The sequence below is a fragment of the Lysobacter sp. H21R4 genome (assembly GCF_015277535.1).
In the GTDB taxonomy this organism is placed as follows: Bacteria; Pseudomonadota; Gammaproteobacteria; order Xanthomonadales; family Xanthomonadaceae; genus Novilysobacter; species Novilysobacter ciconiae.
On the sequence record NZ_CP063772.1, the window covers coordinates 1,631,777 to 1,644,713 of the forward strand.

Annotated in this window: 8 protein-coding genes; 3 read left to right on the forward strand and 5 right to left on the reverse strand. The window is 67.3% G+C overall.

Features of this window, described 5'->3' with window-relative positions; all coding sequences use genetic code 11:
• Window positions 1–58: 58 nt before the first annotated feature.
• Window positions 59–622 carry a DUF2939 domain-containing protein gene (locus tag INQ40_RS07420; RefSeq protein WP_194339894.1) on the forward strand — a complete coding sequence of 188 codons (564 nt, stop codon included), beginning with the start codon at window positions 59–61 and terminating at the stop codon, window positions 620–622.
• 69 nt (window positions 623–691) lie between these two features.
• On the opposite strand, the gene INQ40_RS07425 is transcribed toward INQ40_RS07420, so the two are convergent.
• The 5 genes from INQ40_RS07425 to INQ40_RS07445 form a co-directional block, all read right to left on the reverse strand.
• Window positions 692–2,137, reverse strand: a complete 1,446-nt coding sequence (locus tag INQ40_RS07425; RefSeq protein WP_228481955.1) for an NAD(P)/FAD-dependent oxidoreductase — start codon at window positions 2,135–2,137, stop codon at window positions 692–694.
• A 419-nt stretch (window positions 2,138–2,556) separates the two neighbouring features.
• On the reverse strand, window positions 2,557–3,465 hold the full coding sequence (locus INQ40_RS07430) for a 5'-nucleotidase (RefSeq protein ID WP_194339897.1): 909 nt from the start codon (window positions 3,463–3,465) through the stop codon (window positions 2,557–2,559).
• Between the two features lie 87 nt (window positions 3,466–3,552).
• A complete protein-coding gene (locus INQ40_RS07435; RefSeq protein WP_194339899.1) occupies window positions 3,553–4,326 on the reverse strand; it encodes an NAD kinase in 774 nt (257 codons plus the stop codon).
• A 103-nt stretch (window positions 4,327–4,429) separates the two neighbouring features.
• Complete coding sequence (locus INQ40_RS07440; protein WP_194339901.1) at window positions 4,430–9,454, reverse strand: NAD-glutamate dehydrogenase domain-containing protein; 5,025 nt, start codon at window positions 9,452–9,454, stop codon at window positions 4,430–4,432.
• A 93-nt stretch (window positions 9,455–9,547) separates the two neighbouring features.
• Window positions 9,548–10,741, reverse strand: a complete 1,194-nt coding sequence (locus tag INQ40_RS07445) for an acyl-CoA dehydrogenase family protein (protein WP_345776515.1) — start codon at window positions 10,739–10,741, stop codon at window positions 9,548–9,550.
• A 106-nt stretch (window positions 10,742–10,847) separates the two neighbouring features.
• Between INQ40_RS07445 and INQ40_RS07450 the strand changes: the two genes are divergently transcribed.
• Window positions 10,848–11,834 (forward strand): metalloregulator ArsR/SmtB family transcription factor, encoded by a 987-nt coding sequence (locus INQ40_RS07450; protein ID WP_194342472.1) that lies wholly within the window; start codon window positions 10,848–10,850, stop codon window positions 11,832–11,834.
• Window positions 11,831–12,931, forward strand: coding sequence for a homocysteine S-methyltransferase family protein (locus INQ40_RS07455; RefSeq protein ID WP_194339910.1), 1,101 nt, complete (start codon window positions 11,831–11,833; stop codon window positions 12,929–12,931). Before INQ40_RS07450 ends, INQ40_RS07455 begins: the two co-directional genes overlap by 4 nt.
• The last annotated feature ends 6 nt before the right edge of the window (window positions 12,932–12,937 follow it).

Consider the following 12,937-nt stretch of genomic DNA (forward strand, 5'->3'; position numbering starts at 1 on the left):
TTCACCCTGCGGCAGCGCTTTTACGGCAGGCTTCGTCCATGACCGACGAGGATCGACGATGAAGAAATGGCTGCTGGCGGTAATCCTGATCGTGCTGGCTCTGGTTGGCTACGTCGCCGCCGGCCCGTACATCACCTACACCGCGATCCGCGACGCGGTGGAATCCAAGGACACCGCCAAACTGTCGCGCCAAGTCGATTTCCCGCAGCTGCGGACCAACCTGAAGCTGCAGCTGGACGACTACATGGTCCGTCGCGCGGGACCGGACATGCAGTCCAGCCTGTTTGGCGTGTTCGCCGTGCGCGTGGCCAGCGGCGTGGCCGGCGCGGCGGTGGACACGATGATTACCCCGGCAGGACTGGCGGCGATCCTGGAAGGCCGCGCGGTGGTGCATCGTGTCGCCGGAGATACCGGACCGGACCCCTATCGCCCTGCCCGGCCGACCAATCCGCTGCGCGATCCCAGCTACCGGTTTGAATCGCTGTCGCGCTTCAGTGCGACGGTTCCCGGTGAAGACGGCGAGGACATCACTCTGGTGCTGACCCGCCAGGGGCTGCGCTGGAAACTCAGCGATATCCGCCTGTCGGAGCCGGCCAGGGACGCGCTGATGCGGCGCCCCTGATTCCGCTGTCGCGCCTGCAGTGTTACCGGGTCGGACGCATCTGCGCGCCCTACCCGATACCAGTCGGCGTCAGGCGCTCTTGCGCTCCTTGACCGCCGGCTCTGCGTCGGCGACGCCGGCCACATCGGCGCGTGCCAGGTTCGCCTTGCGCACCTCGGCGGCGGTTTCGCCGTCCTCGGCCAGGAAGGCTTCCAGCGAGTCGTCCATCGCCTCCATCCACGGCGTGTGGTGGGGCGGCGCGACGGTACCGGTCATCGTCGAGCGATAGCTCTTGTTGCGGTAGCCCAGGATGTCCTTCTGCTTGTCGCGGATCCATTCCTTGAACAGTTCGCCCATGCCCTCGATGTCGAAATCGGGGTAGTCGGTCGGGCCGACCAGGTCGCGGATGTATTCGGCCTGGAAGTCGATGTGGGAAAACGCATCGTCCGCCTGCTCTTCCTTCTCCACCCACTTGCGCGAGTCGGCGACCATCTCGTCCCTGGACGGCAACACCAGCTTGCCCAGGATCACGTCGCGGGCATACCAGGCCTGGGCGTCGAACATGTTGAAGGTGTAGTACTGGTCCTGCATGCCCAGGTAGATCAGCTTGGGGTTGTCGATCCAGAAGATGCCCTTGTAGAGGTCCTCCGGGTACAGCCGGTTGTAGGTGCGAAGGGTCAGGTCATCCGGCAGGAACGGGAAGTAATGCTGGTAGCCCGTGCACAGGATGATCGCGTCGACGTCGCGCGTGCTGCCATCGACGAAGTGCGCGGTGGAACCCTCCACGCGGGTCAGCAGCGGGTATTCGCGGAACTCGGGCGGCCAGTCGTAACCCATCGGCGAGGTGCGGTAGCTGAAGGACACCGACTTGGCACCGTACTTGTGGCACTGGGTACCGATGTCTTCGGCGGAATAGCTGCTGCCGACCAGCAGCAGGTCCTTGTCGGTGAACTCGCAGGCGTCGCGGAAATCATGCGCGTGCAGGACGCGGCCCGGAAACTGCTCCAGACCCTCGAAATACGGTGCGTTGGGGGTCGAGAAGTGGCCGGTCGCCACGATCACGTAATCGAACTCCTCGGTCGAGAGCTCATCGGCCTTCAGGTCACGCACGGTGACGGAGAACTTGCCGGTCTCCTCCGAATAATCGACCCACTGCACTTCGGTATGGAAGCGGATGCTGCGGCGCAGGTCGATCTTCTGCACCCGGCCCATGATGTAGTCGCGAAGTACGGCGCGCGGCGGGTAGGAAGCGATCGGCTTGCCGAAGTGCTCCTCGAAACTGTAGTCGGCGAACTCCAGGCACTCCTTGGGGCCGTTGGACCACAGGTAGCGGTACATGCTGCCGTGCACGGGCTCGCCGTAGGCGCCGACGCCGGTGCGCCACGTGTAGTTCCACATGCCGCCCACGTCGTTCTGCTTTTCATAGCAGACGATTTCGGGAATCTCGGCGCCTGCATTCGCGGCAGCCTCGAAGGCGCGCAACTGGGCAAGGCCGCTGGGGCCGGCGCCAAGGATCGCAATACGTTGGTTACTCAATGGAAACTCCTGTTGTCTGGCGGCGGGAAACAACCGCGACGGGGCGCGTGAATCGGGCGGCAGCGCACACGAACACATGAATCCGTCGGAAGACGGAACGAAAGTCCGTAGTGGCCCTCTCCGGTCACCAATCAGTGACCCGGACGCTCAGCCCGAAACCGCCAGCGCAGGTGCGCCGCGTCCGCAGTCCGTGCCGTTGACCCGGATCGCCCGCGAGGCGAAAAAAAGACGGGATTCCCCTCCCGTCGTTGCGGCGAGTACACCGCCGAACCGCATGAAATGCGGCTTGAATGGGGGCTTTACATCAACGGGTAATGTTAACACAAATGCAACGGCCGTGCCATTTTTGCAGCCATCACGCTCACCCATGACGCTGCCCGTGCTAAGCGGTCAAGCCGCCGATCTACTGCCCGTCCGGATCAATCCGGGTTGGCGACCCCATGGGGCACGTGGCCGGCGGTGACCAGGCCACGCGCCGACTCGATGTTGTGCTCGGAATCGTCAAAGAAGATATCGGCGCCAAACGCCTCCAGGAACGGGCCCTTGGGACGGCCGCCGAGGAACAGCGCCTCGTCCAGGCGGATGTCCCAATCGCGCAGCGTGCGGATCACCCGCTCATGCGCCGGGACCGAACGTGCGGTGACCAGGGCGGTGCGGATCGGCGCTTCCTGGCCCATCGGAAACGCGTCCTGGAGTCGGTGCAGCGCGTCCAGGAAGCCGCGGAACGGGCCGCCCGACAGCGGCTCGCCGGCACGGTCGAGCTCGTGCTGGGAAAACGCCTCCAGCCCGCCCTCGCGCGAGACGCGCTCGCTCTCGTCGCCAAAGATCACGGCATCCCCATCAAAGGCGATCCGGAGCTGGTGCTGGCGCTCCGGCAGCGCCTTGGCGGGCAGCAGCGTTGCTGCGGCGATGCCGGCGGCCAGCGCGTTGCGCACGTCCTGCGCGTGTGTGGAGAGGAATAGGTCGGCGCCGAACGGGCGAATGTAGGGAAACGGCGGCGCCCCGTTGCTGAAAGCGGCGCGGCGGATCGCCAGGCCGTGGTGGGCAATCGAGTTGAATATCCGCAGGCCGGTGTCGGCGGAGTTGCGCGAGATCAGGATGACCTCGACGCGCGGCGCTTCCGGCGGCGAGTCCTCGTTGAGCGCGAGCAGCTTGCGCACCAGCGGAAACGCAACGCCGGGCTCGAGCAGTTCGTCCTCGCGGCTGAGCTGGTAGGCCGCGTAGGCGTCCAGCCCTTCGCTGGCAAACAGCGAATGGCTGTCTTCCAGGTCGAACAGGGTGCGCGAGGAGATCGCGACGATCAGGGGGTCGGCTTGTTTATCGGGCATGCCGATAGTGTGCGCGATCGGCGTCGCAGGGGCTGCGATGGTGGCCTGGGCGCGCGCAAGCGTGAGTGGCTGCGCATCCCCGCAAGGCTAGCCACCCACAAACTGCTCGGTCAGCATCCGCTCTTCCAGGCTGTGCTCGGGGTCGAACAACAGGGTGACGGTGTGTTCGCTGGACTCGCGCACGGTCACCTGGACTACGTCGCGGACCTCGTGCGAGTCGGCCGTCGCGCTCACGGGGCGCTTGTAGGGGTCGAGCACGCGCAGTCGCACTTCGGTGTCGGCCTTGAGCACGGCGCCGCGCCAGCGTCGGGGCCGGAATGCGGCGATCGGCGTCAGCGCCACCACCTGGGTGTCCAGCGGCAGGATCGGCCCGCCGGCGGAGAAGTTGTAGGCCGTGCTGCCGGCCGGGGTGGCCACCAGGACGCCATCGCAGATCAGCTCGTCCAGCCGGCGCTGGCCGTGCAGGTCAATCGAGAGGTGCGCGGCCTGGCGGGTCTGGCGCAGCAGCGAGACCTCGTTGTAGGCCAGTGACCGCACCCGTGCGCCCGAATCGGTCTCGGCCATCATCTCCAGCGGTCGCAGGACCGATGGCTTGGCCGCGTGCACGCGCTCGATCAGTTGAGCGGCGCTGTAGTGGTTCATCAGGAAGCCGACCGTGCCTTGGCGCATGCCGTACACCGGTTTGCCCAGTTCGCCGTAGCGGTGCAGCGTCTGCAGCATGAAGCCGTCGCCGCCGAGCGGGACGAGCACGTCGGCCTCGTCCGGTGCGTGATCGCCGTGCAGGTCCACCAGCTCGCTGCGCGCCGCCTGCGCCTCTTCGGCAATGCTGGCAAGGAAGGCAAAACGCGGGGATGAAGTCATTGGCCGCTCCGGAATCAGTGCCCGCAGGATAGCGTGGCTGCGGCGCGCAAAAAAAAACCGGCGGGAGCCCGAGGGCCACCGCCGGCTTTTCAGACCACCGCGATCAGGCCGCCGCTTCTGCCAGCTGCGCCAGGCGACGCACCGCGACCGACACGGTCGGGTAATCCAGGTTCTTCTGGTTCACCAGCTCGGCGAGCATCGACAGGGTGAAACGCAGGCCCTGGTCATCGCGCGCCAGCCAGGCCTCGACCTTCGCTGCCGCCGGCTTCTTGCCGCCGCCGGCGAGGATCTGACCGACCAGCGCCCGCTGCTGCGCCGCCAGTTCGTCACGCATCGCGCCGCGAGCGAGCGCCTGCCAGCGTCCCTCCACCGGCAGCGCGTTGATCTGCTCGTGCAGCCACGGCAGCTGGAACGCAGCGCCCAGTTCGAAGTAGGCACGCGACGCTTCCAGCGCCGACACCTTGCGGGCGTTGGCGATCTCGATGATGTCGCAGGCGAACTCCAGCACCGGCAACGCTGCCAGATGCTCCGCCAGCGCCGACGGCACGCCCTTGGCCTTCCACTCGGCCAGCTGGGCGTTGAACTTCTCGCGGCGCACGGGCGACATCGTCTCCGGCAGCGCCGCATGCACGGCCTTGAAGCCGTCGCCGAAGCGCGCCATGCCCTTGGTGATCTCCGGCATCGGGCCCGGACGCGACAGCAGCCAGCGGGTGACCGTACGCAGCAGGGTCCAGATCGTCTGCAGGGCGTCGATCTGCACCGACTCCAGCACCTTGCCGTCGAGCGCGTCGATCTGCGCCCACAGCGCGCGGGCATCCAGCGCCTCGCGGGCAATGGTGTAGGCCTCGGCGATCTCGCCCGGGCTGCGGCCGGTGTCCTCCTGCATGCGCAGGGTGAACGTGGCGCCCATGCGGTTGACCATCGAGTTGGTCACGGCGGTGGCGATGATCTCGCGCTTCAGGCGGTGGCCTTCCATCGCCTTGGCATACTTGGCCTGCAGCGGTTTGGGGAAGTAACGCACCAGCTCCTTGGACAGGTAGGGATCCTCGGGAACGTCCGAATCCACCAGCTGCTGGAAGAGCACCAGCTTGCTGTAGGACAGCAGCACCGCCAGCTCCGGCCGGGTCAGGCCCAGTCCCCGCGCCTTGCGGTCGGCGAATTCGGCATCCGATGGCAGGTACTCGATCTGGCGGTCCAGCAGGCCCTGCGATTCCAGGGTCTGGATGAAGTGCTGCTTGGAACCCAGGCGCGGCGCGCTCATGCGCTCCATCAGGCTGATGGCCTGGTTCTGGCGGTAGTTGTCCACCAGCACCAGCCCGGCCAGCTCGTCGGTCATCTCCGCCAGCAGCTTGTTGCGCGCCGGCAGGGTGAGCTTCTTCAGCTTGACCTGCTCGTTGAGCAGGATCTTGATGTTGACCTCGCGGTCGGAGGTACCCACGCCGGCGGAGTTGTCGATGAAGTCGGCGTTCAGCAGCGCGCCCGCCTGGGCGGCCTCGATGCGGCCCAGCTGGGTCATGCCCAGGTTGCCGCCCTCGCCGATCACCTTGCAGCGCACGTCACGGCCGTCGATGCGCAGGCCGTTGTTGCCGCGGTCGCCCACGTCGGCGTGACTCTCGGTGCTGGCCTTGATGTAGGTGCCGATGCCGCCGTTCCACAGCAGGTCAACCGGCGCCTTGAGGATCGCGCTCATCAGCTCGTTGGGGCTCATCGACTGGATCGACTCATCGATGCCGAGCACGGCCTTGACCTGCGGGGTCAGGTCGATCGACTTGGCGCTGCGCGCGAACACGCCGCCGCCGGCGCTGATCAGCTCGCGCTTGTAATCGTCCCAGCTGGAACCGGCCAGCTTGAACAGGCGCTGGCGTTCCTTGAAGGACGTGGCCGCCACCGGATCGGGATCCAGGAAGATGTGGCGGTGATCGAACGCGGCGACCAGGCGGATGTGCTTGGACAGCAGCATGCCGTTGCCGAACACGTCGCCTGACATGTCGCCGATGCCGACCGCGGTGAAGTCCTCCTTCTGGGTGTTCACGCCCAGTGCGCGGAAGTGGCGCTTGACCGACTCCCACGCGCCGCGCGCGGTGATGCCCATGCCCTTGTGGTCGTAGCCGACCGAGCCGCCAGAGGCGAACGCATCGCCCATCCAGAAGTTGTGGTCGGCGGAGATCGCGTTGGCGATGTCGGAGAAACGCGCTGTGCCCTTGTCGGCCGCGACCACCATGTAGGCGTCATCGCCGTCGTGGCGGACCACGTTGTCGGGATGCACGACCTTGCCATCGACCAGGTTGTCGCTGATGTCGAGGAGGCCGTTGATGAACATCTGGTAGCAGGCCACGCCCTCGGCCTGCAGCGCGGCGCGATCGGACGGCGGGCGCTTGACGATGAAGCCGCCCTTGGCGCCGACCGGCACGATGATGGTGTTCTTGACCATCTGCGCCTTGACCAGGCCGAGCACCTCGGTGCGGAAGTCCTCGCGCCGGTCCGACCAGCGCAGGCCGCCGCGGGCCACCGGGCCGAAGCGCAGGTGGATGCCTTCCACGCGCGGCCCGTAGACGAAGATCTCGCGGTACGGGCGCGGCTTGGGCAGGTCGGGCACCAGCGCGGAATCGAACTTGAAGGCCACGTAGCCGCAATCGGCCCCGCCCACGCCGCACTGGTAGTAGCTCGTGCGCAGGGTCGCCTCGATCACGTCCATGAAGCTGCGCAGGATGCGGTCCTCGTCGAGGCTGGAGACGCGATCCAGCAGCGTCTTCAACGCGGTCGACGCGGCTTCGGTCTGCGCCTCGCGCTTGCCGCCGCGGGCCGCGACCACCGGTGCCAGCGCGGCCGCGACGGTCTCGTCACCGCCGCTCAGGCGCTCGAGCTGCTGCTGCAGCGACGCCTGGCCGGCCTTGATGTCGGCCTTGTCCTCGTTGCCGGTGCTGGGATCGAAGCGGGCTTCGAACAGCTCAACCAGCAGTCGGGCCAGGACCGGGTAACGCGCGAACGTCTCCTCGACGTAGCTCTGCGAGAACGGCACGCCCACCTGCAGCAGGAACTTGGCGTAGGCGCGCAGCATCGCGACCTGGCGCCAGGTCAGTCCGGCGGCGAGGATCAGGCGGTTGAAGCCGTCATTCTCGGCCTCGCCGCGCCAGGTGCGGGAAAACGCGTCCTCGAAGTTGTCACCGATGCCCTCGACGTCGACATCCGGCGTGCCGGTCTCGACCTCGAAGTCCTGGATGTAGACCACTTCGCCGCCGGCGTGCAGGCGGTAGGGATGCTCGGCGATCACGCGCAGGCCCATGTTCTCCATCATCGGCAACGCGTCCGACAGCGAGATGTCGTCGTGCTGGCGGTAGAACTTGAAGCGCAGGCCGCCGGTGCCCGGGCGGCTGCGGTACAGGCTCAGGCGCAGGTCCTCGGGGCCCGTCAGCGCGGCCAGGTGCTCCACGTCGGCCGCGGCCACGGGCAGCGACACGTTCTCGATGTAGCCCGTCGGCAGCGCGTTTCCGAAAGTGGCCGCCATCTCCAGACCGCGCTCCTCACCATGGCGTTCGGCGAGCACGCCGGCCAGGTCGTCGCGCCAGTCACGCACGATTTCCGCCAGCTCCGCCTCGATGAGGGCGTTGTCCACCTGCGGCATGCCTTCCACGCCCAGCGCGCCCGGCTTGGGGCGAACCAGCACGTGCAACTGGGCCAGCGGCGAGTCGCTCAGCATCACGGTGGTGTCGATGTGCTCGCCATGCAGCTCGCGCTTGAGCATGGCCTCGATGCGCAGGCGCACGTCGGTGTTGAAGCGCTCGCGCGGGATGTAGACCAGGCCGGAGAAGAACCGGCCGAAACGGTCGCGGCGCAGGAACAGCTTGCTGCGCACGCGCTCCTGCAGGCCCAGGATGCCGGTGGCGGTCTTCAGCAGCTCCTCGCCGCTGGACTGGAACAACTCGTCGCGCGGCAGCGTCTCCAGGATGTGGCGCAGCGCCTTGCCGCTGTGGCTGTCGTCGGCGAAGCCCGAGTGCTGCATGACGTAGTCGTGGCGCTCGCGCACCAGCGGGATGTCCCACGGGCGGCGGGTGTAGGCACTGGAGGTGTACAGGCCCAGAAAGCGCTCCTCGCGCACCGGCTTGCCGTTGTCGTCGAAGCTCAGCACACCGATGTAGTCCATGTAGCCGCGGCGGTGCACGGTGGCGCGCGCGTTGGTCTTGGTCAGGATCAGCGCGTCGACCGAGCCCGAGTTGGGCATGCGCGTTGCCGCCAGGGAAGAAAGCGAACGCGGCTTGTGGTTGTCCTTGCCGCGCAGCAGGCCCAGGCCGCTGCCCTTGACCGCGCGCAGCACGTCTTCGCCGCCCTGCTCGACCACGTCGTACTCGCGGTAGCCCAGGAAGGTGAAATGGTCATCGGCGACCCAGTGCAGGAACTCGCGACCCTCGTTGCGGCCGGCATCGTCCACCGGCAGCGTGCGGGTGGCCAGGTCGTCGGCGACCTCCAGCATCTTGTCGCGCATCTCGCGCCAGTCCGCGACGATCGCGCGCACGTCGTCCAGCACGGTCGCCAGCTTCTTCTCGATCCCCGCCATCGACGCCTTGGACTGGCGGTCGATCTCCAGGTGCATGATCGACTCGGCCTCACCCTCGCCGATGGCCGTCAGCTTGCCCGCCTTGTCGCGGGTGACCGGCATGACCGGGTGGCCCAGCACGTGCACGCCGATGTCGGCCTCGGCCAATGCCATCGACACCGAGTCAACCAGAAACGGCATGTCGTCGTTGACGATCTGCAGCACCGTGTGCGGCGACTCCCAGCCGTGGCTGTCCAGGGTCGGGTTGAACAGGCGGATGCTGGCCGTGCCCGGCTTGCGCTGCCGGACAAAATCCAGCATGTCGACCGCAAGCGCGGCCCAGCCCTGCGCGGAGTGCTGGGACCATTCGTCCTGGCCCATGCGCTCGTAGAACGCCTTGGCGAAGGCCTCGGTCTGGACCTGCTCCTTCTTGGGCGCCTGCTTGCGGATCGCGGCCAGGATGGTGTCCAGCGACACGTCGCCTGTCGCGGACGACCCGCCTGCGAGAGTGGCGACAGCGGTGCTGGTCGCGCCCTTGGCGGGGGCAGCGGATGTCTTGCCGGTGCGGCGGGCGGGGGTTTTGCGTTCAGTGCTCATGCGAATGTGGTTTCCAATGCAGTGAGGCCCGCGTTGTTACACACGGGCCAAGGCTCAGGAGTCAGTACACCAGATGGGTGTGGGGGTGCATTTTCAGCGCAGGCCGGTCTCGTTGCGGGCGATCACGAGGCGCTGGATCTCGCTGGTGCCCTCGTAGATTTCGGTGATCTTGGCGTCGCGGAAGTAACGCTCGATCGGCAGTTCCTTGGAATAACCCATGCCGCCGTGGATCTGCAGCGCCTGGTGGGTGATCCACATCGCCGCCTCGGACGCGGTCAGCTTGGCCACCGCCGCTTCGGTGCTGAAACGTCCGCCGTGCTTCTCGGTCTCGCCCTTCTTCCAGGCCGCGCGCAGGGTCAGCAACAGGGAGGCGTCGAGCTTGCACTTCATGTCGGCGATCTTGGCCTGGGTCATCTGGAACGCACCGATCGGCTGGCCGAAGGCCTTGCGGTCGCGGACGTACTCCAGGGTGGCTTCATACGCGGCGCGGGCGATGCCGATGGCCTGGCTGGCGATGCCGATGCGGCCGGCGTCGAGCACGCTCATGGCGATCTTGAAGCCCTCGCCTTCCGCGCCCAGGACTTCCTCGGGCTTGATCACGTAGTCGGTGAATTCGATCTCGCAGGTGGCCGAGGCGCGGATGCCCATCTTCGGCTCGGTCTTGCCGCGGTGGAAACCCTCGCGCTCGGTGTCGACCATGAACGCGGTGATGCCGCGCGCGCCCTTGTCCATGTCGGTCATGGCAAACAGCACGATGTATTTGGCGACCGGGCCGGAAGTGATCCAGCTCTTCTTGCCGTTGACCAGGTAGGTGCCATCGTCCTGCAGGGTGGCCTTGCAGCGCATCGCGGTGGCATCGGAGCCCGACTGCGGCTCGGTCAGCGCGAAGGCGCCGATCTCGCGGCCTTCGGCGATGGCGCGCACGTAGAGCTGCTTCTGCTCCTCGTTGCCGAAGGTCAGGATGCCGTTGCAGAACAGCGAGTTGTTGACCGAGACGATGGTGGAATGGGCGGCATCGGCGGCGGCGATCTCGACCATCGCCAGCACGTAGGCGATCGGGTCCATGCCGGCACCGCCGTACTCGGCCGGCACCTCGATGCCCATCAGGCCGTTCTCGCCCAGGGTGCGGATGTTCTCCAGCGGGAACTCGCCGGTGCGGTCGTGGTGCTCCGCGCTGGGAGCAATTTTTTCCTGCGCGATACGACGCGCCACGTCCTGGATCATCAACTGCTCATCGCTGAATCCGAAATCCACGTCCGCACCTCTGGCTGGTAAACAATCCGGCAATTGTAGCCCTGCCCGCCCATTAAACCGAACCGCTGCGCCCCGGCGCGCTTGACCTGTGCAGCGCCCGTCCGCACACTTATCGCTGCATCGCGATAGGTAGATGAATATGGATCTGGAAGGCTGGTCGTCACGGCTCAAGGTGTTTGCCGACGCCACACGGGTGCGGCTGCTCACATTGCTGGAACGTGAAGAGCTCACCGTTGCGGAGCTTTCGGCGATCACCCGGCTCGCCCAGCCGCGGGTTTCCACCCATCTGGCGCGGCTCAAGGATGCCGGGCTGGTGCGTGACCGGCGCGCCGGCGTCTCGGCGTACTACCGGTTCGACGAGGCGGCGCTGGACGCGGCCCAACGCGCCCTGTGGAATACCCTGCGCGAGGGCAGCGACGATCCGCTGCTGCGCCAGGACGCCGAGCAGGTCCGCCAGGTGCTGGCAATGCGCGCCGCCGACCAGAACTGGGCTGACTCGGTCGCCGGCGACATGGAGCGTCACTACTCGCCCGGTCGCACCTGGGAAGCGATGGCGCGGTCGGCGCTGCCGCTGCTGGAGACCGGCGACGTGCTCGATGTGGCCTCCGGCGATGGCGTGCTGGCCGAACTGCTGGCGCCGCATTCGCACCGCTATGTGTGCCTGGATTCCAGCACCAAGATGGTGCTCGCCGCCTCCGAGCGTCTGCGCCGGCTGGAAAATGTCGAGGTCCAGGAAGGCGACATGCACGAGCTGCCCTTCGCGGATGCCAGCTTTGACCTGGTCGTGCTCATGCACGCGCTGTCCTACGCCGACCACCCCGCCGAGGCCGTGGCGGAGGCGGCGCGCGTGCTGCGGCCGGGCGGTCGCATGCTGCTGACCAGCCTGGCCGGGCACGGCCACCGCTCGGTGGTGGAAGCGTACGGCCACGTCAATCTCGGCTTTGCGCCGGCCGAGCTGCGCAACATGGTCGGCAAGGCCGGGCTGGGCGTGGAGAGTTGTGAGGTCGTGACCCGCGAGCGACGCCCGCCGCATTTCGAGGTGATCGCCCTGCTCGCGCGCAAACCCGCGGAAGGTGCGCGATCGAAAGCACCCAAGACGCGCCGCAAGAGCGAGCCGGAATCATGAACAACGAACTGCCCTGGCTGAACCCGGCGCGCGCCGAGGCGCTTCAGGCGCAACTGCGTGAGCGCATCCTGGTGATCGACGGCGCGATGGGCACGATGATCCAGCGCCACGGGCTGGAGGAAGCCGACTACCGCGGCGAGCGGTTCGTCGACGGCTACGACCGCAAGCACGACATCGCCGACCACGCGCACGGCGACGACTGCGGCTGCGCCCGCGACCAGCGCGGCAACAACGACCTGCTCAGCCTGAGCCGTCCGGACCTGATCCTGGATATCCACACCGCCTACCTGGCAGCCGGCGCCGACATGGTGGAAAGCAACACCTTCAACTCCACCCGGACCTCGCTGGCCGATTACGGGCTGCAGCATCTGGCGCGCGAATTGAATGCGGCCGGAGCGCGACTCGCACGCGCCGCCTGCGACGCAGCCGAACAGCAGACGCCGGGCCGGCAGTGCTTCGCCATCGGCGTGATCGGCCCAACCAGCCGTACCGCGTCCCTGAGTCCGGACGTCAACCGTCCCGGCTTCCGCGCGACCAGTTTCGACGACCTGCGCCTGGCCTATCGCGAGGCGGCCGAGGGCCTGATCGACGGGGGCGCGGACGTGCTGATGGTGGAAACCGTGTTCGACACCCTCAACGCCAAGGCGGCATTGTTTGCCATTGCCGAGGTCTTCGAAGGGCGCGGCGCGCGGCTGCCGGTGATGGTCTCGGGCACGATCACCGATGCCTCGGGGCGCACCCTGTCGGGCCAGACCGCCGAAGCGTTCTGGTACTCGCTGCGGCACGCGCGGCCGCTGTCGATCGGCCTCAACTGCGCGCTGGGCGCGAAGGAGCTGCGGCCGCACGTGGACACGCTGTCGCGGATCGCCGAGGTGGCGGTCAGCGCGCACCCGAACGCCGGCCTGCCGAATGCCTTTGGCGACTACGACGAGACCCCCGAGGACACCGCCGGCATGCTGCGCGAGTTCGCCCAATCGGGCCTGGTGAATTTCGTCGGTGGCTGCTGCGGCACCACCCCCGAACACATCGCGGCGATCGCCGAGGCCGTGCGCGGCCTGCCGCCGCGGCAGCCACCGCGCATCGCCGACGTGGCCTGAGGTTCA